This window comes from Mesorhizobium sp. B2-3-13 (assembly GCF_006442195.1).
Taxonomy (GTDB): Bacteria; Pseudomonadota; Alphaproteobacteria; order Rhizobiales; family Rhizobiaceae; genus Mesorhizobium; species Mesorhizobium salmacidum.
The window spans coordinates 20405-40489 of sequence record NZ_VFVQ01000014.1 but is presented as its reverse complement, the minus strand read 5'-3'; the positions used below and the strand labels follow the sequence as shown (position 1 = coordinate 40489).

At 62.4% G+C, this 20085-nt stretch carries 17 protein-coding genes, 1 tRNA gene and 1 riboswitch; of the genes, 8 read left to right on the top strand and 10 right to left on the bottom strand.

The features are described from left to right. Positions 1–38 precede the first annotated feature (38 nt). On the top strand, positions 39–1046 hold the full coding sequence (locus tag FJ941_RS17785; protein WP_140507562.1) for a magnesium and cobalt transport protein CorA: 1008 nt from the start codon (positions 39–41) through the stop codon (positions 1044–1046). 95 nt (positions 1047–1141) lie between these two features. On the opposite strand, the gene FJ941_RS17780 is transcribed toward FJ941_RS17785, so the two are convergent. After that, entirely contained in the window at positions 1142–1660 is a 519-nt protein-coding gene (locus FJ941_RS17780; RefSeq protein WP_140507560.1) for a GcrA family cell cycle regulator, read from the bottom strand. Between the two features lie 357 nt (positions 1661–2017). Here FJ941_RS17780 and FJ941_RS17775 point away from each other — a divergent pair, with 357 nt between their 5' ends. From FJ941_RS17775 to FJ941_RS17765, 3 genes are all read left to right on the top strand, one after another. Next, positions 2018–3217 carry an aspartate aminotransferase family protein gene (locus FJ941_RS17775; RefSeq protein WP_140507558.1) on the top strand — a complete coding sequence of 400 codons (1200 nt, stop codon included), beginning with the start codon at positions 2018–2020 and terminating at the stop codon, positions 3215–3217. 16 nt (positions 3218–3233) lie between these two features. Beyond that, positions 3234–4145: an ornithine carbamoyltransferase gene (gene argF / locus FJ941_RS17770; protein ID WP_140507557.1), complete on the top strand. Its 912-nt coding sequence runs from the start codon at positions 3234–3236 to the stop codon at positions 4143–4145. 148 nt (positions 4146–4293) lie between these two features. Further along, positions 4294–5325, top strand: a complete 1032-nt coding sequence (locus FJ941_RS17765) for an Hsp33 family molecular chaperone (RefSeq protein ID WP_140507555.1) — start codon at positions 4294–4296, stop codon at positions 5323–5325. A 74-nt stretch (positions 5326–5399) separates the two neighbouring features. On the opposite strand, the gene apaG is transcribed toward FJ941_RS17765, so the two are convergent. After that, positions 5400–5792 (bottom strand): Co2+/Mg2+ efflux protein ApaG, encoded by a 393-nt coding sequence (gene apaG, locus FJ941_RS17760; RefSeq protein WP_027146773.1) that lies wholly within the window; start codon positions 5790–5792, stop codon positions 5400–5402. Positions 5793–6011: 219 nt separating this feature from the next. Here apaG and FJ941_RS17755 point away from each other — a divergent pair, with 219 nt between their 5' ends. Beyond that, positions 6012–7163, top strand: a complete 1152-nt coding sequence (locus tag FJ941_RS17755; RefSeq protein WP_140507553.1) for a ceramide glucosyltransferase — start codon at positions 6012–6014, stop codon at positions 7161–7163. Positions 7164–7190: 27 nt separating this feature from the next. On the opposite strand, the gene FJ941_RS17750 is transcribed toward FJ941_RS17755, so the two are convergent. Continuing rightward, positions 7191–8381: an O-succinylhomoserine sulfhydrylase gene (locus tag FJ941_RS17750; RefSeq protein WP_140507551.1), complete on the bottom strand. Its 1191-nt coding sequence runs from the start codon at positions 8379–8381 to the stop codon at positions 7191–7193. A gap of 56 nt (positions 8382–8437) precedes the next feature. Beyond that, positions 8438–8515, bottom strand: a riboswitch (SAM riboswitch). 140 nt (positions 8516–8655) lie between these two features. Between FJ941_RS17750 and FJ941_RS17745 the strand changes: the two genes are divergently transcribed. Then, a complete protein-coding gene (locus FJ941_RS17745; protein ID WP_140507736.1) occupies positions 8656–9747 on the top strand; it encodes a 2'-deoxycytidine 5'-triphosphate deaminase in 1092 nt (363 codons plus the stop codon). Positions 9748–9858: 111 nt separating this feature from the next. On the opposite strand, the gene araD1 is transcribed toward FJ941_RS17745, so the two are convergent. The 4 genes from araD1 to chvE form a co-directional block, all read right to left on the bottom strand. Next, positions 9859–10851: an AraD1 family protein gene (gene araD1, locus FJ941_RS17740; protein ID WP_140507549.1), complete on the bottom strand. Its 993-nt coding sequence runs from the start codon at positions 10849–10851 to the stop codon at positions 9859–9861. A gap of 202 nt (positions 10852–11053) precedes the next feature. Then, complete coding sequence (gene mmsB / locus FJ941_RS17735; RefSeq protein WP_027145661.1) at positions 11054–12346, bottom strand: multiple monosaccharide ABC transporter permease; 1293 nt, start codon at positions 12344–12346, stop codon at positions 11054–11056. After that, positions 12343–13875 (bottom strand): multiple monosaccharide ABC transporter ATP-binding protein, encoded by a 1533-nt coding sequence (mmsA, locus tag FJ941_RS17730; protein ID WP_027145662.1) that lies wholly within the window; start codon positions 13873–13875, stop codon positions 12343–12345. The genes mmsB and mmsA overlap by 4 nt, the downstream gene beginning before the upstream one ends. A 99-nt stretch (positions 13876–13974) precedes the next feature. Continuing rightward, positions 13975–15045: a multiple monosaccharide ABC transporter substrate-binding protein gene (chvE, locus tag FJ941_RS17725; protein ID WP_140507547.1), complete on the bottom strand. Its 1071-nt coding sequence runs from the start codon at positions 15043–15045 to the stop codon at positions 13975–13977. Positions 15046–15336: 291 nt separating this feature from the next. Between chvE and FJ941_RS17720 the strand changes: the two genes are divergently transcribed. Next, on the top strand, positions 15337–16326 hold the full coding sequence (locus FJ941_RS17720) for a LysR family transcriptional regulator (RefSeq protein WP_140507545.1): 990 nt from the start codon (positions 15337–15339) through the stop codon (positions 16324–16326). 86 nt (positions 16327–16412) lie between these two features. Here FJ941_RS17720 and FJ941_RS29020 read toward each other — a convergent pair whose 3' ends face one another. Continuing rightward, on the bottom strand, positions 16413–16679 hold the full coding sequence (locus tag FJ941_RS29020; protein ID WP_181169856.1) for a hypothetical protein: 267 nt from the start codon (positions 16677–16679) through the stop codon (positions 16413–16415). A 380-nt stretch (positions 16680–17059) separates the two neighbouring features. Between FJ941_RS29020 and FJ941_RS17710 the strand changes: the two genes are divergently transcribed. Then, complete coding sequence (locus FJ941_RS17710) at positions 17060–17821, top strand: Stf0 family sulfotransferase (protein WP_140507542.1); 762 nt, start codon at positions 17060–17062, stop codon at positions 17819–17821. A 64-nt stretch (positions 17822–17885) separates the two neighbouring features. On the opposite strand, the gene FJ941_RS17705 is transcribed toward FJ941_RS17710, so the two are convergent. Together FJ941_RS17705 and FJ941_RS17700 are read right to left on the bottom strand one after the other, a co-directional pair. After that, positions 17886–17959: transfer RNA gene (locus FJ941_RS17705), tRNA-Gly, on the bottom strand. Between the two features lie 52 nt (positions 17960–18011). Continuing rightward, the gene (locus tag FJ941_RS17700; protein WP_140507540.1) at positions 18012–19943 is read right to left on the bottom strand and encodes an acyltransferase family protein; all 1932 of its coding nucleotides are present in this window, start codon (positions 19941–19943) and stop codon (positions 18012–18014) included. Between the last annotated feature and the right edge of the window lie 142 nt (positions 19944–20085).

The window sequence follows — 20085 nt, the reverse complement described above, 5'->3', positions numbered from 1 at the left end:
CGGTTCCCTAGGGAAGGCAACGCTTTCGGGAGGCCGCGATGGAATATGTCCGGGAATTCAAGCCCTCGCCGCTGACATCGGGCATCATTGCCTGTGGTGTCTACACCGCCGGGCACCGTATCGCCGATATTCCCATCGAGGAAGCCGGCGATTGGGCCAAGAAATCGGGACATGTCGTCTGGATCGGGCTGCTCGAACCCGACCGCGAACTTCTGTTGCGCGTCAAGGCGCAGTTTCATCTGCATGAGCTGGCGATCGAAGATGCCGAGCACCCGCACCAGCGGCCAAAGGTCGAGCAATATGGCGATGCATTGTTCATCGTCGCTCGCACGGCGCAATTGATCGAAGGGCGCGTCACCTTCGGCGAGACACATCTGTTTGTCGGCTCAGGCTACATCGTCAGCGTCAGGCACGGTCCTTCCACATCTTATGCCGCCGTACGCCAGCACTGGGAAAGCTGCCCGCATTCGCTGGCCAAGGGCGAGGATTTCGTCCTCTATGCCATTCTCGACTTCATCGTCGACAACTACATGCCCGTGCTCGAGCAGATCGAGGACGAGGTCGAGGCGATCGAGGACAAGGTCCTGCTGAAGCCGATGACCGGCCCCGACATCGAACGCCTCTACATGCTGCGCCGCGACCTCCTGCGTCTGCGCAACGCGGCATTGCCCCTGGTGGAAGTCTGCCGCCGGCTGACCAGCGCCGACCTGCCACAGATCCATTCGGCCATGCACCCGCTGTTCCGCGACGTGACGGATCACATCCGTACCGTCCAGGAGAAGATCGACAGCCTGCGCGAGGTGCTGGCCTTCGCCTTCGAGGCCAGTCTTCTGGTCGGTCAAAGCCAGGAAACGGCGATCTCCAAGAAACTCGCCTCCTGGGCGGCCATCCTGGCGGTGCCAACCGCATTCGCGGGCATCTACGGCATGAACTTTACCGATATGCCGGAGCTGAAGATGGAATATGGCTACCCGATGGTGCTGGCCACGATCGCGCTAATCTGCTGCTTCCTGTATTGGCGGTTCAGGAAGAATGGGTGGCTGTAAAAGAGCGAATAGCGAATAGGGAGTAGCGATTAGGGGAAAAACCGCATTGCCCCTCGCGGAAGCTCAACACTGTCTATTCGCTATTCGCTATTCGCTCAGCGATTCCGCCGCCGCTCCGCCGCTGGCTGGAACGCCACGCGGGCATGGTATTTGCAGTAGGGACCGGTTTCAGCGGCTTCGTTGCCGCAGAAATTGAAGTCCTCCGAAAGCGGATCGCCGTTCGGCCATTTGCAGGTGCGCTCTGTCAGTTCGACGAGCTGCAGATGCCGTGAGATCGGCACCACGACGTTCTCGACCGGGCGGATGTAGTGCCGCGCCACGGGTTCGGCATCGAATTGCGTCTGAAGGGCCGTCGCGCCGATCGAAGTCGTGACATGGCGTGCCGTGCTCGCGGCGCGCGCCACCGACTTCTGGACGGTCGATCCCTGCGTCGCCTTCTTCTGGCGTGCCGGCGACGCCGTCGCGCGACCGCGGCCCGACAGTTTCAGCCGGTGCACCTTGCCGATGACCGCGTTGCGGCTGACCCCTCCAAGCTGCGCAGCAATCTGGCTTGCGCTCAGACCCTCCGACCACAGTTTTCTCAAGAGTTCTACCCGCTCGTCAGTCCAGTTCATGACCGCGCTCCTCATAAGCGTGCGGCAATCAGAATCCATTCCCGACCCAGCACAACTGCTGGGGCAGACACCACATATATCTGGTGATTAGGTCCGCCGCACGAAATCTAGTTATTTCTCGACTACAACTACTCTATGCGCTGACTCGGTGACAAGAGTCCCAAGTGCAACACGAATCGGTTTTTTCGGTTTTCCCCAACTTGCCCGGTCGCTCATGAGCCGGCGTTGCGTCAGGGGGGCTTGCCGCGCGCCACTACGCGACGTTTTCGTTGACTTCATGGCCGAAAAACACGATAAGCCGCAGAAGGCCGCCGCTTTGGCGGCTTTTTTGATTTTCCGGTACCGGAGACGCATATAATGAGCGGTTCGGCGCTTTACGAGACCTTTGCTCGCGCACCCCTGGCCTTCGACCATGGGGAAGGCACCTGGCTGGTTACCGACAAGGGCGAGCGATATCTCGATTTCGCCGGCGGTATCGCGGTCAATTCGCTTGGCCACGGCCATCCGCATCTGGTCGCGGCCCTCACCGAACAGGCGGCGAAACTCTGGCACGTCTCCAATCTCTATGAAATCCCGGGGCAGAGCAGGCTTGGCGAGCGGCTGGCTGATGCCACCTTCGCCGACAAGGTGTTCTTCACCAATTCCGGCGCCGAGGCGCTGGAATGCGCGATCAAGACGGCGCGGCGCTACCATTTCGTCAAGGGCCATCCCGAGCGCTTCCGCGTCATCACCTTCGAAGGCGCCTTCCATGGCCGCACGCTGGCGACCATCGCGGCTGGCGGCCAGTACAAATACCTCGAAGGCTTCGGACCCAAGGTCGAAGGCTTCGACCAGGTCGGTTTCGACGACATCGACGCCGCTGAAAAGGCGATCACGCCGGAGACCGCCGCGATCCTGATCGAGCCGGTGCAAGGCGAGGGCGGTATCCGTCCGGTGCCGACACAGTCGCTGAAGCGGCTGCGGCAGCTCTGCGAACAGCACGGCCTGTTGTTGATCTATGACGAGGTCCAGTGCGGCATCGGCCGTACCGGCAAGCTGTTCGCGCATGAGTGGTCGGGTGTGACGCCCGACATCATGGCCATCGCCAAGGGCATTGGCGGCGGTTTCCCGATGGGCGCCTGCCTTGCCACCGACGAGGCAGCCGTCGGCATGACCGCCGGCGTGCACGGCACCACATTCGGCGGCAATCCGCTGGCAATGGCGGTCGGCAACGCCGTGCTCGACGTGGTGCTGGAAGATGGCTTTCTCGAGGATGTCCAGCGCAAGGCGCTGCTGATGAAGCAGGGGCTTGCGTCAATAGCTGACGAATTCCCCGAAATAGTCGAGGATATCAGGGGCACCGGGCTGATGCTCGGCCTCAAATGCGCGATGCCCAACGGCAAGGTGAACATGGCGCTGCGCGACCAGCATTTGCTGGCCGTTCCGGCCGGCGACAACGTCATCCGACTGCTGCCACCGCTCACCGTCATCGATGCCGAGATTCACGAAGCGCTCAACCGCATCCGCGCTGGCGCCAAGGGCCTGTCGGAGGCCATGGCCTCCGCCGCCGCGAAGTAATCCGGAACCATTCCTGATGTCAGTCCGCCATTTCACTGATCTTTCCACCGTTTCCGAAGGCGATTTGCGCTTCATGCTGGATGACGCGGTGACGCGAAAGGCGCGTCTCAAGGCCGGTGAACGGACCAAGCCGCTCGAAGGCAAGGTGCTCGCGATGATCTTCGACAAACCATCGACGCGCACGCGCGTTTCTTTCGACGTCGGCATGCGCCAGCTTGGCGGCGAGACTATCATGTTGACCGGCACCGAGATGCAGCTAGGCCGCTCCGAGACCATCGCCGATACCGCCAAGGTGCTGTCGCGCTACGTCGATGCGATCATGATCCGCACCACCTCGCATGAGCGGCTGCTGGAGCTGACCGAGAACGCGACCGTTCCGGTGATCAACGGCCTGACCGACGACACCCATCCCTGCCAGCTGATGGCCGACATCATGACTTTCGAGGAGCATCGCGGGCCGGTGGCTGGCAAGACGATCGCCTGGACCGGCGACGGCAACAATGTGCTGCACTCGCTGCTCGAGGCCTCGGCACGGTTCCGCTTCAACCTCAACGTCGCCGTGCCCGAAGGCAGCGAACCGGCGCAGAAGCATATCGACTGGTCCAAGGCGCATGGCGGCAAGCTGCATTTCACCCGCTCGCCCGAGGAAGCCGTCGACCAGGCCGACTGCATCGTCACCGACTGCTGGGTGTCGATGGGCCAGGAACACCGTGCTCGCGGCCACAATGTCTTCTCGCCCTATCAGGTCAACGCAGCGCTGATGGCCAGGGCAAAGCCCGATGCCCTGTTCATGCATTGCCTGCCGGCCCACCGCGGCGAGGAGGTGACCGACGAGGTCATTGACGGGCCGCATTCGGTGGTGTTCGACGAGGCCGAGAACCGGCTCCACGCCCAGAAGGCCGTACTCGCCTGGTGCCTCGGTGCTTGAAGTCTCTTGGTGCTTGAAGTGTCTTGGGCGCCCGAAATGCCTGGGCGCCCTGAAATGCCCAGGCGCTTGATCTGCGGAGGCGCGATGCTTATCTGCGCCGCATCACGCAAATCAAGCGCGTTTGGACGCATGTGCCCACCAGGGCCCCATGGCCGCGCCCTGGAGCTTTGTCATGTTGGAAAGCCATCAAGTGACTGAACATCACCCCAAACTCGGCGAGTTCGGCTACGCCGGCGACGATCACGTCGTTCCCTTCGAAGTCGGTCCGCTCGACGTGCGTGGCCGCACGGTCCAGCTCGGGCCGATGCTCGACGCTATCCTTGGCCGCCACGACTATCCCGAGCCGGTCGCCCGCCTGCTGGCGGAAGCCTGTGTGCTGACGGTGCTGCTCGGCACCTCGCTCAAGTTCGAAGGCAAGTTCATCCTGCAGACCCGTACCGATGGGCCTGTCGACATGCTGGTCGCGGACTTTTCCACGCCCTCGGCGCTGCGCGCCTATGCGCGTTTCGACGCCGACCGGCTGGAGGCACTGATCGCGGCCGGCGAGACCTCGCAGCAAACGCTGCTTGGCAGCGGTGTGCTGGCACTGACCATCGACCAGGGCGCCCATACGCAGCGCTATCAGGGTATCGTCCAGCTCGACGGCGAGACGCTGGAAGAGGCGGCGCGCACCTATTTCCGCCAGTCGGAACAGATCCCGACCGACCTAAGGCTCTCGGTCGCCAAGCTGCTGACGCCCGGTGTCGGCGGTGCGCGCGAGCAGTGGCGCGCCGGCGGCATCCTGGCGCAGTTCCTGCCGCAATCGCCCGAGCGCATGCGCATTCCGGACCTGCCGGGTGGGGATGGCGATCCGCGCGAGGAGATCCATAATCCGACAGACAATTCCTGGCAGGAGTTGCTGGCCTTGCTCGGCACCATCGAGCCGACCGAATTGATCGACCCGACCATCGGCGCCGAGCGGCTGCTCTATCGCTTGTTCCACGAGCATGGCGTGCGCGTCTTCGGCGGCGTTCCCGTCGCCGATCAGTGCTCATGCTCCCGGGACAAGATCCGCGGCATCCTCGAAGGCTTCTCCGCGCAGGAGATCAAGGACAGCACCGAGGATGGCGGCATCCACGTCGCCTGCGAGTTCTGCTCGACGCGGTACGACTTCGATCCGGCGGAATTTGCGGCTCAGTGAGCTATCTTTCCTTCTCCCCGTTCACGGGGAGAAGGTGCCGGCAGGCGGATGAGGGGCAGCGCGACCGCCGGTGCTCAGTTCACCGTGCGCCTTGTCCCCGGCAGATCGAGCGAGAAGGCGGGGATTGCGATGTCGAACGTCTCGCCGCGCTTGTTGCGCATCGTGTAGCGTCCGACCATGATCCCGGACGGTGTCGAGAGCGGGCAGCCGGACGTATATTGATAGCTGTCGCCGGGATTGAGCTCCGGCTGGTCGCCGACAACGCCCGGCCCGCGCACTTCCTCGACCCGGCCAGCACCATCGGTGATGTGCCAGTAGCGCGACAACAACTGCACGAACTCGTCCGACTGGTTGTCGATCGTTATCTGATAGCCCCAGACATAGCGGTTCTCCGAGGGATCCGAACGGTCCTCGAGATAGAACGGCCTGACCTGCACTTCGATGTTGCGCGTCACGGCGCGGTACATGAGCGGCTCCAAACAATCCGACGATTTTCGACGCTCCCGGTGAGCAGGTCAACGTGCGCGTCTTGTCGCGCCCGGCCTTGAACCGCAGGTGCCGACAAAGAATGTCATTTAAGTGACACACGACAATGGTGGTGTGCACGAACCGGGCGACTCGGCGCTCTGTCGAACTGTTGAAAACGGCCATGATGCGGGCCGCCTTTCCGGAGTGACCAGATCTCGATGGAACTCACCTTCATAGCCGCCTCGCTTTCGACCGCTCTCATCCTCTCAAACGCCGCCAGCATTTCGCTCGCCGCCTCACGGCTGAAACGGCGCGGCACGATCGCTCCGCCCGCCGGCAAGTCGCAACCGGTATCGATCGTCGTCCCGTCGCGTGGCGTCGAGGCATTCACGCATGAAACGCTGGAACGCGCCTTCGCGCTCGACTGGCCACATTATGAGCTGATCTTCTGCGTCGCCCATGCGGACGACCCGGTGGTCAAACTGATAAACAGGGCGATTGCCCGGTTTTCCAAGGTGCCGGCCCGGCTGCTGATTGGCGATGACCGTGTCAGCGCCAATCCAAAGCTCAACAATTGCGTCAAGGGCTGGGAAGCGGCGCGCCACAACTGGGTCATCCTTGCCGATTCCAACGTCTTGATGCCGAGGGACTATGTCCAGCACATGATGGCGGCATGGCGGCCCGACACCGGTCTTGTCTGCTCGACGCCGATCGGTTCGCGACCCGAGGGTTTCTGGGCCGATGTCGAATGCGCCTTCCTCAACACATTGCAGGCCCGCTGGCAGTATGCCGGCGAGGCGCTCGGCCTCGGCTTTGCCCAGGGCAAGAGCATGCTATGGAACAAGCCGATGCTGAACGCCAATGGCGGCATTCGCGCGCTGGCCGCCGAGATCGCCGAGGACGCCGCCGCCACCAAGCTGGTCAACGGCCTCGGGCTGCGCGTCAATCTCGTAGCGGCGCCCTTCGAGCAGCCGCTCGGCCAGCGCACCGTTGGCGAGATCTGGTCGCGCCAGGCCCGTTGGGCGCGCCTGCGCCGCGTCACCTTTCCGCTGTTCTTCGCGCCGGAACTCCTGACCGGCGCAGCGGTGCCTCTCGCGCTGGCGCTGGTTGCGGCGGCGAGCGCGGGCGTCAGCCTCTGGGCAACCGTGATTGCCATGTTGGCGGCCTTCTACCTTCCGGAATGCGCGCTGGCCTTGTCCAAGGGCTGGCATCTGTCGCCGCGCATGGTCGCGGCGATGATCGCGCGCGACGTGATGCTCCCGTCCATCTGGGCGCGCGGCTGGCTCGGCGGCGCCGTCGACTGGCGCGGCAATGCCATGACCATCCGCACCAAGGCGGCCGAATTGGAGGAGACGCCGTCGCGCGCCTGATCGCCGCGGACGACGCTCCTAAGCAGCTTATCTAGCGGCCTGCAAAGCCTGCGCGATGTCTTCCAGCAGGTCGTCGGCGTCCTCCAGGCCGACAGACAGCCTGAGCGTGCCAGGCCCGATGCCGAGTTCGGCGCGGGCCTCGTCGCTCAAATTCTTGTGCGTCGTCGTCGCGGGATGGGTGATCAGGCTCTTGGCATCGCCGAGATTGTTCGAGATCAGCACGATGTCGAGGGCGTTCTGCAGGGCGAAGGCCGCCGGCTTGCCACCCTTGACGTCGAGGCAAATCAGCGTCGAGCCGCCCGACATCTGCTTCTTGACGATATCAGCCTGCGGGTGGTCGGCGCGGCCGGGATAGATGACGCGAGCGATCTGCGGCTGCTCGGCCAGGAAGTCGGCGATCCTGCCGGCGCTTTCCGTCTGCTGGCGCACGCGCAGCGGCAGCGTCTCGAGGCCCTTCAGCAAGGTCCAGGCATTAAACGGCGACAAGCTGGGGCCGGTGTGGCGGAAATAGTCGTGCAGGTTTTCGTCGATCCACTTCTTGTCCGACAGTATGACACCGCCCAGACAGCGGCCCTGGCCGTCAATGTGCTTGGTGGCCGAGTAGACGACGATGTGCGCGCCAAGCTGCAACGGCTTCTGCTGCAGCGGCGTAGCGAAGACGTTGTCGACGACAAGCCGCGCGCCGATCGAGTTGGCAAGCGAGGCAACGGCCGCGATGTCGACGACTTCCAGCGTCGGATTGGTCGGGCTTTCCAGGAAGAACAGCTTGGTGTTCGGCCTGACCGCCTTTTCCCAATTGGCAATGTCGGTGCCGTCGACCAAAGTCGCCTCGATGCCATAGCGCGGCGCCAGCGTCTCGACCACCCAGCGGCAGGAGCCGAACAGCGCGCGCGCCGCCACTATATGGTCGCCGGCCTTGACGCTGCACAGCAGCGCCGCCGTCACCGCCGCCATGCCCGATGCCGTGGCGCGCGCGTCCTCGGCGCCTTCCAGCGCGCACATGCGCTTTTCGAACATGTCGACGGTCGGGTTGGCGTAACGCGAATAGATGAAGCCAGGCTCTTCGCCCTTGAAGCGGGCTTCCGCCGCCTGGGCGGTCTTGTAGACATAGCCCTGGGTCAGATACATCGCCTCGGAGGTTTCGCCGAAGCCGGAACGCAGGGTTCCGCCATGCACGAGTGCCGTCTGAGGTTTCCAGTTGCGCTTCTTGGTGCTCATCGCTTTGTTCCAGACACAAAAAAACCGGCCGCGAAAGTCGCAACCGGTCCATACGGCCTTGCGGCCCGACGGTCCTTTAGCGACTTGTTTAACGTGGCTGCAAGCCGACCGGCCAAATCACCACGGGATAACGACCCTTTAGACCCGCGCCACGCTTGCGTCAATTGCCGGCTTCATTAAGAGGTTTGTACCAAGGCAGGTTCCGCAAAGTGCCCAGCGGTTTTGCGGCAAGAACCTGCAACAAAGGAGACCAGTCTTGGGGCGGAGCCAGACTTTGCGGCAGACAGGCATTCTTCCCGATCAGGACATTTCGGCGCTGTTCCAGTCCGGCGCGCTGAAGTCGCCGCGTGCGCTTGATGCCGACCAGATCCAGCCGGCTAGTCTTGATCTCAGATTGGGCGAAAAGGCCTGGCGGGTGCGGGCCTCGTTCCTGCCCGGTCCCAACCACAAGGTCTCGGAAAAGCTCGATCGGCTGCAGTTGCACGAGATTAATCTGGCCGAAGGCGCGGTTCTCGAAACCGGCTGCGTCTATATCGTGCCGCTGCTCGAAAGCCTGGCCCTGCCGGCCGACATTTCGGCCTCGGCCAATCCAAAGAGCTCGACCGGTCGCCTCGACATCTTCACCCGCGTCATGACCGACCGTGGCCACGAGTTCGACAAGATCGCCGCCGGCTACAACGGTCCGCTCTATCTCGAAGTCAGCCCGCGCACCTTCCCGATCGTTGCGCGCACCGGTTCGCGCCTGTCTCAAATCCGCTTTCGCACCGGCAACGCGCTGCTTTCAGAAGCCGAACTGCATGAATTGCACAGCGCCGAGATGCTGGTCGCCACCGAGCCGCCAAACATTTCCGGAGGCGGCATCGCGCTGTCGATTGATCTCAACGGCGACAAGGATGGGCTGGTAGGCTATCGCGGCAAGCACCACACTGGCCTCATCGATGTCGACAAGCGTGCCGCCCAGGATGTCCTCGACTTCTGGGAGCCGATCCACAAGAGCGGCGCCGGCGAACTGGTGCTCGATCCCGACGAGTTCTACATCCTCGTCAGCCAGGAGGCGGTGCATGTGCCGCCGCTCTACGCCGCCGAGATGACGCCCTTCGATCCGCTGGTCGGCGAGTTCCGTGTCCACTATGCCGGATTTTTCGATCCGGGGTTCGGCCATTCGGCGGCCGGCGGCACCGGCAGCCGCGCGGTGCTCGAAGTGCGTAGCCACGAAGTGCCGTTCATCCTCGATCATGGCCAGATTGTCGGCCGGCTGGTCTACGAACACATGCTAAAGCGCCCGCAGGCGCTTTACGGGACCGATCTCGGCTCGAACTATCAGGCACAAGGCCTGAAGCTGTCCAAACATTTCCGCCCGCGCTGAACTCCCATTACCACCGGCCGATGCTTGCCCACGGGCAAGATTTTTGAGGTCGAAATGGGGCCTCGCCCGCCCTTCGAGCCCCACCAGGGGAGAAGGCAGAGTTGGCGCCAGTTACAGCGCCTTCACCGCCACCTTCACCGGCTTTTCGATTTCCAGCGGGTTGCGCAGCGGCAGGCCGAAATCCCCGGCCTCGATCTCGAACACGTCGCCGGCTTCGGTCGTGACGCCGTCGGCGAAGGACAGCGTGGCCGTTCCGAACATATGCACATGCACATCGCCCGGCTGGCGGAACGCCGAATATTTGAAATGGTGGTGCTCGAGATTGGCGATGGTGTGCGACATGTTCGCTTCGCCCGACAGGAACGGCTTCTCCCACATTGTCCTGCCGTCGCGCACGATGCGTGACGTGCCGCGGATGTCCGAAGGCAGGTCGCCGATCAGAATTTCGGGCCCGAACGAGGCATTGCGCAGCTTGGAGTGGGCGAGGAACAGATAGTTCACGCGTTCGGTCACATGGTCCGAGAATTCGTTCGACAGCGTGAAGCCGACACGGAATGGCGCGCCGTCATCGCCGATGACATAGATCCCGGCGATCTCTGGTTCTTCGCCGGCATCCTTGGCAAAGGCCGGTGACATGAGCGCGGCACCAGGCGCGACCGCCATGGTACCGTTGCCCTTGTAGAACCATTCCGGCTGCACGCCGACCTGGCCTTTCGCGGGCTTGCCGCCTTCCAGTCCCATGCGGAACATCTTCATGGAATCGGTAAGTTGCTCCTCGCCGTCGGTGCTGAGCTTCTTGTGCATGGAATCGCGCGTCGCGGCCGAACCGAGATGCGTTAATCCCGTGCCGGTCAGATGCAGATGCGCCGGGTCGGGGTGATTGATCGGCGACAGGAGGCGGCCCCTCTTGTAGGCGGCGTCGAGATCGACCGTCTCGCCCAGTCCCTTGCGTTCGATCAGGGCCGTCAGGCCGACGCCGGTGCGGGCGGCCTCCATCGCCAGCGAATAGACGCTGCGCGCGCCGTTGATGATCCGGGTCTTCCCGCCGCTGCGGGCAACGACACGGATCGTCTCGGCGTCGTCGAGAATCTGCGAGATCAGCATGATCAGTCCTCTCTCATTTATCTGTATCCGGCTGCCAATGGGCAAACCCTGACCGGCGCGGCGCGGGAACGCGCCACGGTTGAAACGTTTCGTCCGGATTGCGTTCGCGAACCTGGTCCTTCCCCGGACTTCTTGGTGCCGACGGGCCGCCGGCAGCTTCGCGATCTAGAACCCGTATGCCTCCTAGTCCTCGCCCCAGCCCTTAAGCCTTGTTCTTGTTGTAGACGTCGAAGATGACGGCCCCGAGCAGGACCAGTCCCTTGACCACCTGCTGCCAGTCGACATTGACGCCCATGATCGACATGCCGTTGTTCATCACGCCCATGATGAAGCCGCCGACCACAGCGCCGATGACCTGGCCGACGCCGCCCATCGCCGAGGCGCCGCCGATGAAGACGGCCGCGATGACGTCGAGCTCGCTGCCGAGGCCCGCTGCCGGCACGGCCTGGCCGAGACGCGCCGCGATGATCAGGCCGCCGAGCGCCGACAGCACGCCCATATTGACGAACACCAGGAGCGTCAGGCGCTCGGTGTTGATGCCCGACAGTTGCGCCGCCTTGGCGTTGCCACCCATGGCGTAGATGCGGCGGCCAATGGTCATGCGCTTGGTGACGAAGACGAACAATGAAATCAGCACGCCCATCACCAGCAGCACGATCGGCAGGCCCCGATAGGTCGCGAACTGGAAGACCAGGAACAGCGCCAGCGCGCTGCCTACCAGGATCTTGATGACGAACAGCGTGAAAGGCTCGGCCTCATAACCGTGGCGTTCGCGCTTGCGCCGCGCCCTGAAGCCGAAATAGGCGTAGGCGAGCACCGCGATCACGCCCAGCACGATCGTCGTCATGTGCAGCGTGAGCCCGCTACCCAAAATAGTCTTGCCGGCCGCATTCACCGTCGGTGGGATCAGCGTCAGCGGGCCGATTACGTCCGGGATGAAGCCGGAACTCAATGCCTTGAAACTGTCGGGAAGCGGACCGACCGAGGAGCCACCGCCAAGCAGCGCCTGGCAAATGCCGCGGAAGATCAGCATGCCGGCGAGCGTCACGATGAAACTTGGTATGCGGTGATAGGCGATCCAGTAGCCTTGCGCCCCACCGATCAACCCACCGACGATCAGGCAGACGATCGAGACCACGAGCGGGTTGCTGAACATGCCAAGCGGCCAAATGACCATCATCATGGCGGCAAGTGCGCCGATGAAGCCGGCGACCGATCCTACGCTGAGATCGATGTAGCCGGCGACGATGACCAGCAGCATGCCGAGCGCCATCACGATGATGAACGAGTTCTGCTGCACCAGGTTGCTGAGGTTGACCGGTTTGAACAGCGTTCCCGACGTCGTGTACTGGAAGAACAGCATGATGACGATCAGCGCGATGATCAGGCCGTATTCGCGCAGGTTCGTCGTCAGCGCCGAAACGGCGATGCGAGGACCCTGCTTGACGTCCTCGGCGGTGCCGCTTTGCGGCGCGGGAGCGCTGTCTGTGCTCATGATGCTTTTCCTTCTCCGCGAACAATGGCGCGCATGATTTTTTCCTGGCTGGCGTCGCTTGCCGCCATCTCGCCGACGATGCGCCCTTCGTTCATGACATATATTCTGTCCGAGATGCCGAGCAGTTCCGGCATTTCCGATGAGATGACGATGATCGCCTTGCCCTCGGCGGCGAGGCGAGCGATGATTGTATAGATTTCGTACTTGGCACCGACGTCAATGCCGCGCGTCGGCTCGTCGAGGATCAGAACTTCCGGGTCGGCGAACAGCCATTTCGATAGCACCACCTTCTGCTGGTTGCCGCCCGAGAGATTGCCGGTCAGCTGATAGACGCTGGATGCGCGGATATTGGTCTTTTTGCGATAATCGTTGGCGACGCTCATTTCGCGCATATCGTCGATGACGCCGCCATTGGAAACGCCGGCGAGGTTGGCCAACGTCACATTGTGCTTGATGTGGTCAATGAGGTTCAGCCCATAGGTTTTGCGGTCTTCGGTGACGTAGGCGATGCCGTTCTGCACCGCCTTGCCCACTGTCGAAAGGTCCACGGGCTTGCCGTTGAGCAGCACCTCGCCGCTGATGCGCCGGCCATAGGAGCGACCGAACAGGCTCATGGCGAATTCGGTGCGGCCGGCGCCCATCAGCCCGGCGATGCCGACAACTTCGCCCTTGCGCACCTTGAGGTCGATGCTCTTGATCACTTGCCGTTCGGCATGGATCGGGTGGTAGACGGACCAGTCCTTGACCTCGAAAATGACGTCGCCGATATGAGGCTCGCGCGGCGGGTAGCGATCGTCGAGGGACCGGCCGACCATGGAGGTGATGATCCGGTCCTCGCTGATGTCCTTCCTCGGCAATGTCTCGATCGTGCGCCCGTCGCGGATGACCGTCACCTTGTCGGCGACGCGGTTCACCTCATTGAGCTTATGGGAGATCAGGATTGAGGTCATGCCCTGCCGCTTGAACTCAAGTAAAAGATCGAGCAGCGCCTGGCTGTCCTTCTCGCTGAGCGATGCCGTCGGCTCATCGAGGATCAGGAGCTTCACTTCCTTGCTGAGTGCCTTGGCGATCTCGACCAGCTGCTGCTTGCCGACGCCGATATGGGTGATCAGCGTCTTGGGGTCTTCCTTGAGCCCGACTTTCTTCAAAAGCCCGGACGTGCGTGCCTCGTTGGCGTCCCAGTCGATGACGCCGTAGCTGGCGTGCTCGTTGCCGAGGAAAATGTTCTCGGCGATCGACAGCATCGGCACCAGCGCAAGTTCCTGGTGGATGATGACAATGCCCTTGTGTTCGCTGTCATGGATGCCTTTGAAATGGCATTCCTGGCCCTGAAAAATGATCTGGCCATCATAGGTCCCGGAGGGATAGACGCCCGACAGCACCTTCATCAGGGTCGACTTGCCGGCGCCATTTTCGCCGACCACGGCGTGGATCTCGCCTTCCTCTACGCTGAGGTTGACGTTCGAGAGCGCCTTCACGCCGGGGAACGTCTTGGTGATGTCGCGCATCTCCAAAATCGTCGAGGTCATCAGGACAAGCTCCTAGGAGGCCGGTAGAACTCATACCGGGGTCGCTTTTAACGAAAAGGGGCCCTGCGTTGCGCAGGACCCCTGACTTTATAACCGAAATTACTTCAGGTCTTCGGCCTTGATGTAGCCGGAGTCGACGACCAGCGCCTGGTAGTTCGACTTGTCGACTTCATGCGGCGTCAACAGGATCGAGGGAACGACCTTGACGTCGTTGTTGTAGGTCTTTTCATCGAGGCCTTCCGGCTTGCCGCCCGAGAGCACCTTGTCGACCAGCTGCACCGTGGCCTTGGCCAGTTCGCGGGTGTCCTTGAACACGGTCGAGTACTGCTCGCCCGAGATGATCAGCTTGACCGACGCGGTCTCGGCGTCCTGGCCGGTCACGATCGGCCAGGGCTGTGCGTCCGTGCCGTACCCGACAGCGCGCAGCGAGGCGGTGATGCCGCGCGACAGGCCGTCATAGGGCGACAGGACGCCATCGACGCGGCTGCCGTCCGAGTAGTTGGCCGACAGGAGGTTGTCCATACGTGCCTGGGCGGTTGCCGCGAGCCAGCGCAGCGTGCCGACCTTGTCCATGCCGGTCTGGCCGGACTTGATCTTGATCGAGCCGTCGTCGATCAGCGGCTGCAGGACGGAGATTGCGCCGTTGTAGAAGAAGAAGGCGTTGTTGTCGTCGGGCGAGCCGCCGAACAGTTCGACGTTCCACGGCTTGGTGTTCGGGAAACGCTCCTTGAGCCCCTTGACCAGCGAATTCGCCTGGATCACGCCGACGCCGAAATTGTCGAAAGTGGTGTAATAGTCGACATTGGCGGTCTTCTTGATCAGGCGGTCATAGGCGACGACGACGACGCCCGCGTCGTTGGCCTTCTGCAGCGCATCCGACAGGGTGGTGCCGTCGATCGAGGCGATGATCAACGCCTTCGGGCCCTTGGTGATTTCATTTTCCAGCTGGCTGAGCTGGTTGGGGATGTCGTCCTGCGCGTACTGCAGGTCGACAGTGTAGCCGAGAGCCTCGAGCTGGGATTTGACGGCGTCGCCGTCATTGATCCAGCGCTGCGAGGTCTTGGTCGGCATCAGCACGCCGACAAGACCCTTGTCGGCCGCGTGCGCCTGATAGCTCATGGCAGCGATGCCAAGGGCCGCGACGGCGGCCAGCGTTTTGATGATCTTCAACTTACTCTCCCTGGTTGATGGACGCGACACCTCGGGGCTTCGCGGGCCGCGCAGCCAGACAGGAGCGCAAACGCGCCGCTGTCGGCTTTATCGATCTCCGGTATCCTCCCAATCGGCTCCGCGATGCAGTTTCAATCGATACGATTTTGGTCGTTACCGCCCTTGCACCCCGGAACGCGCGGAGGGTGGGTCGCTTTGCCATAACTGTCAAATGCGATCTTTGGTGGTTGCTATACCGAAACCGGTATGATCTAGCATGCGGAAAGGAACCGGCGGAAGGGCTGGAAGATCATGGCGGCATTGCGCGATCCCGATGCGATTCCCGTAAGTTACGAGAAGCTCCCGGGCAATGGGGAGACACTCCTGCGCAGTGGCTTGAGCTTGCGCCACATGCGCATGATCGCCGCCCTCGACGATCACGGACGGGTGAGCGCCGCGGCCCAGGTCATGAACATCTCCCAGCCGGCCGCCTCGCGCATGATCGCCGAGATGGAGGCGGTGCTCGACGTGAAGCTGTGCGAACGGCTGCCGCGCGGCGTGACCCTCACCCCCTATGGCCAGGCGCTCGCCAGGCGCGCCCGCTCGATCCTGCTCGAGATGCGCGAAGCCGACCGCGAGATTGCCGAGCTCAAGGCCGGCAAGGGCGGTTCGGTGTTCCTCGGCGCCGTGACGGCGCCGGCGATCGAATTGGCCGTGCCGGCGATTCGCGAGATCCGCCGCATCTACCCGCGCATCGAGATCACCATGCAGGTCGAAACCTCCAATGTGCTCGCCCGCGAGCTGATCGCCTCGCGCCACGACTTCATCATCGCCCGCATTCCCGACGACCTCAATCCGCGGCTGTTCGAATCCCGCGTGATCGGCGTCGAGAAAGCCTGCCTGATCGTGCGCCGCGGCCACCCGCTCGCGAGGGGTAATGTAGTGCGGCTGGAAGACACCGCTGCCTATGACTGGGTCTTCCAGTCAGGCGGTTCGCCCTTGCGCCAGGCGATGGAGAGCAATTTCCTGAACCGCAACATCGCGCTGCCGGACCGGATCTTGAATACCAGCTCGCTGCTGCTCACGCTGGTCATGGTCGCTCAATCCGATGCCATAGCGCCGGTCTCGGTGCAGGTGGCGAAGTTCATCCAGAACCCGGACGGACTTGCCGGCGCCATCGACGTCGTCCAGACCGAGTTCGACATCGAGGTCAGGCCCTACAGCCTGATCACGGTCAGGAATCGCGTACTGTCACCGGCGGCCAAGATGCTGCATGATTTCATCCTGCGTGAAGTGGGGTGATGGAACGAGAACCACCTCCGCGCGTTCAAAACCGATCGGCATGCGCGCTGGAGCCTGTTTCGGGCGAGGGAACGAGGTGTCGGTAGTTAACAGCTCGGGAGGTTTTTATGGAACGTCGGTTGTTTCTTGCTGGAATGCTTGGCGTTGCGGGGGCGGTTGCGTTTGCAAGCGTGGCCCGACCCGGCCGCGCGCTTGCCGGTGTTCCCCAGGGCAATGGAATTCTCGATGAGTTGGACAAGCCGGATCCGGCTGTCTTCGAAGGGGATGACGAGGTCGAACTGGAGCAGGTCTCCCACCGCCGTTGGCATCGCTGGAGACATCACGGTCCCGATGGCTACTGGCGTCGGCGCCATGGACGCCGCCGCGGCTGGAGACGGGTTTGCCGCAGCTACTGGCGCCACGGACGCCGCCGCGTCCGCTGCTGGCGCGAGCGCGTCTGGCTCGGCGTCTGGCTGTAATCGCTTCTGGCTGACGTCAAAGGGCGGCCACCACAGCGTGGCCGGCCTTTGCGCGTATCTTCAGGGCTCTTCGAGCCCAAGGCGCGGCTTTGATTACCCAACTGTAACGTGTTTGGGCCTGCATTCTGCCTTAGCCTAAGGTCGAATCGACGGAACCATATAGGCCTTTGTCCGTTGAGGCGCTGTTTAAGCGGAGCTTTGACCATGGCGGGGGACCATCAAGAAGAATGGCATTCTGCAATCGACATGACGCGGGCCGCGGATCATCGGCACGCATGAAGGGCGTCGCGATACTGACCGAAGCCCGCAGCGGCTCCGAATGGCTTGGCAGCCTCACAAACAGCACGGGATTGTTCGGCAAGTCGGCCGAGTGGCTCGACACGACCAATCTGGGGTGCAAGCCGAAATCCTTCGATGATCTGCTGTCCGCCGTGATCCATCGCGGCGGGACTGCGAACGGCACGTTCGCCGTGAAGCTGTTTCCACGGCACCTTCACTGGTCGCAGGCCAAATACGGAGCCGACTTCCTGGCGGAATGCGGCCGGCGCCATGACATGGGTCTGGTCCTGCTGGAGCGACGGGACCGTCTTCGCCAAGCGATTTCCTATTGCCGGGCAAAGGCGTCGGGCCATTGGAGAAGCACGATGGGCGGCGCGGATCTGGTTCCGCAATACGACTTCGCCGGTATCTGCCAGGCCTATTTCCTGATCGAGCAGAGCTATGCCTTCTGGGAGGCTTACCTGCGGTTGGCCGATCTGCATTACGATCGCTTTTTCTATGAGGATCTGTTGGACGATCCTCGTCCTTACGTTGCGTCGGTGGCCCGGCAGTTGTCGGTGGAAATGCCGGACGGAGAGTTCGAGACGAATTTGCGCCTGCAGCGGGACGACCTCACCGAAGATTGGGCGGAGCGGTTCCGCAACGACGTCAAATCGGAAGACCTGCTGGCGCATCTGCCCAGGAAGGTGGCGCCGCGGAATATCAACAACCTCGCCCGGTTCCTCCTCAAGAAGCAGATGCGAATCGGCCAAGCCTAGGCTCACCGACAGTGCTGCCAAATGGACGGGTTCCGCCTAGGCCAACGGACTCTTGGCTTCAGGGTGGAGCGGGTAGCGGGAATCGAACCCGCGCGTTCAGCTTGGGAAGCTGACAGGCTACCATTACATCATACCCGCGCTGCAGCCTCGTTATCATGACGGCATGGCTTGGGGCAATCGCAAACCGGTCTCACAATGCGGGCTTCGCCAGCTCACCGGTGACGGTCGGCGCCGGCTCCCTGGCCTTTGCGACATCGCCGCCGGCGGCGAAGCTCGGCCAGTATTTCGAGATGGCCAGCGTCGCGCCGGCGGAAGAGAAATGCCCATAGTCGAAATAGAGAAACTGCTTGCTGGTGGCATCCTCATAGGAACAGCCGATGGCGTCGCACAGATAGGTAAGTGGATCGATGAAGGTCGCGCCCTTGGCGAAGAGCTGCACCTGTTTGTTGATGTCGGGATCCATGGCCATCGGCCAGGATGTGTTCGCGGCGCCTTCGTGTTTAGCAAAGAAAGCGACCTTCTGGACGTCGGCGATGAACTCCGGAGACTGGCCGATGACATAGACCTTGACACCCATGTCGCGCAGCCGGTCGATCGTCGTCTGCAGTCCGTCGAAGCCCCTGGCCTGGTAGTCCGTCCATCGGCCGCTCAGGATCACCGCCTGGATCTTGGCATCGCGGATGATCGACAGCGCCCGTTCGTTGAAGCGGGTGCAGGTTGGCCTGGCGTAGGAAAAATAACTGAGGTTGGGTGGACAGCCGGCATAGGTATATTGGATGACGTTGGCCTGGATTTTCTGCGCGTTGGCCTCCAGGCCCGAAACATAGTGAGCCGCGAAGGAATCGCCCCACAGCAGCACATTGGTGGGAAAGCCATGCGTGCGCGTGCAGTCGGCAAGGTTCCAATTCTCGATCCGGCTCGTACCCTCGTTGAAGCAGACGCCATTGCGCCAGTCGTCCACCACGATCCGTTGCGTCGAGAAATCGGGGAACCGCTGCGGAAAGCCCTTGCCGAGCACACCGGCCAGACCGCCGACGCACAGCAGGGCGATCGCCGTCGCCGAAAAGGCAAAGATCGGCAGCGGGGCGGTGAAGGTTCGCTTCTGCCGGAAAGGCTGCTCGACATATTTCCACGAGAAGGTCGCGAGGGCGAAGCTGGCCAGCGTCATCGCGACGATCGTGGGCACCGAGATGGCTTTCAGCGAGAGGTAATGGACGAAGGAATTGATCGGCCAGTGAACAAGATAGAGCGAATAGGAGATGAGGCCGACCCAGACCATCGGAGCGAATTGAAGCACACGCGTGGCGACAGGCACGGGCCGGGCCGCGTGATTCTGGCCCGCGTAGATGAGCAGGGCCGTTCCGATGCAGGGAAACAGGGCATTGTAGCCGGGAAACGGATCGCTTTCCGAAATCGTCAGGAAACCGAATGCGAGCAGGGCAAAGCCTGCAAGGCCGACCAGTTCCGTTGCCGTCCGGTTGGCAAGTGGCGGCGGCTTTTTCAGCATCAGCATGGCACCCAGCGCCAGCTCCCAGGCGCGTGTCGGCAAGAGGTAGAAGCCGGCGGTCGGCGCCATCGTGGTCGCCATGACCGCCAGGGCAAAACTGCCGATGGCGATCGGCAGAAGTATCGTCAACCAGCGCTTCGAGGCATACCGGTAGATCAGATACACAAGGATCGGCGCGAAGATGTAATACTGCTCCTCGACCGAAAGCGACCATGTGTGCAGCAGCGGCCGCAGTTCGGCGTCGATCGAAAAATAGTTCGTCGTCTTCCAGAAATAGATGTTCGACCAGAAGGTCGAGGCCGCAATCACGCTGAGGCTGAATTCGTGCAGATCCGACGGCAACAGGATGAACCAGGCCGCAATGCTAGCAAGCAGGATGACGAAGGTCAGTGCCGGCAGGATGCGCCGTGCACGACGCCAGTAGAAGCGTCCGATCGAGAACTGGCCGCGCTCGAGATCATCCAGCAGGCTGCCGCTGATCAGGTAGCCCGATATCACAAAGAAAATATCGACGCCGGTGAAGCCCCCGGGAATGGCGGATACGCCGAAATGGAAAAGCACCACGGGCAGCACTGCAACGGCCCGCAGACCGTCGATGTCGCGCCTGTAATTCATTCGACCGGTCCGTACGCGGTGACCCGCGGTGGCCGTGCGGCGCCGCCTGACATGCCCGTCATAAGGCAATCCCCATTGTGCGAAAAACCTTGGCTCGTAGGCCTCACGGACTGTGCTATGCAGCACAACTTTGCTGCAGTGC

Excerpts from the sequence above, each read along its gene's own strand:
- FJ941_RS17785 (WP_140507562.1), top strand. The coding sequence starts at position 39 with ATGGAATATGTCCGGGAATTCAAGCCCTCGCCGCTGACATCGGGCATC.
- FJ941_RS17780 (WP_140507560.1), bottom strand. The coding sequence starts at position 1,660 with ATGAACTGGACTGACGAGCGGGTAGAACTCTTGAGAAAACTGTGGTCG.
- FJ941_RS17775 (WP_140507558.1), top strand. The coding sequence starts at position 2,018 with ATGAGCGGTTCGGCGCTTTACGAGACCTTTGCTCGCGCACCCCTGGCC.
- argF (WP_140507557.1), top strand. The coding sequence starts at position 3,234 with ATGTCAGTCCGCCATTTCACTGATCTTTCCACCGTTTCCGAAGGCGAT.
- FJ941_RS17765 (WP_140507555.1), top strand. The coding sequence starts at position 4,294 with ATGGCCGCGCCCTGGAGCTTTGTCATGTTGGAAAGCCATCAAGTGACT.
- apaG (WP_027146773.1), bottom strand. The coding sequence starts at position 5,792 with ATGTACCGCGCCGTGACGCGCAACATCGAAGTGCAGGTCAGGCCGTTC.
- FJ941_RS17755 (WP_140507553.1), top strand. The coding sequence starts at position 6,012 with ATGGAACTCACCTTCATAGCCGCCTCGCTTTCGACCGCTCTCATCCTC.
- FJ941_RS17750 (WP_140507551.1), bottom strand. The coding sequence starts at position 8,381 with ATGAGCACCAAGAAGCGCAACTGGAAACCTCAGACGGCACTCGTGCAT.
- araD1 (WP_140507549.1), bottom strand. The coding sequence starts at position 10,851 with ATGCTGATCTCGCAGATTCTCGACGACGCCGAGACGATCCGTGTCGTT.
- mmsB (WP_027145661.1), bottom strand. The coding sequence starts at position 12,346 with ATGAGCACAGACAGCGCTCCCGCGCCGCAAAGCGGCACCGCCGAGGAC.
- mmsA (WP_027145662.1), bottom strand. The coding sequence starts at position 13,875 with ATGACCTCGACGATTTTGGAGATGCGCGACATCACCAAGACGTTCCCC.
- FJ941_RS17720 (WP_140507545.1), top strand. The coding sequence starts at position 15,337 with ATGGCGGCATTGCGCGATCCCGATGCGATTCCCGTAAGTTACGAGAAG.
- FJ941_RS29020 (WP_181169856.1), bottom strand. The coding sequence starts at position 16,679 with ATGGCGCCGACGCCAGTAGCCATCGGGACCGTGATGTCTCCAGCGATG.
- FJ941_RS17710 (WP_140507542.1), top strand. The coding sequence starts at position 17,060 with ATGAAGGGCGTCGCGATACTGACCGAAGCCCGCAGCGGCTCCGAATGG.
- FJ941_RS17700 (WP_140507540.1), bottom strand. The coding sequence starts at position 19,943 with ATGAATTACAGGCGCGACATCGACGGTCTGCGGGCCGTTGCAGTGCTG.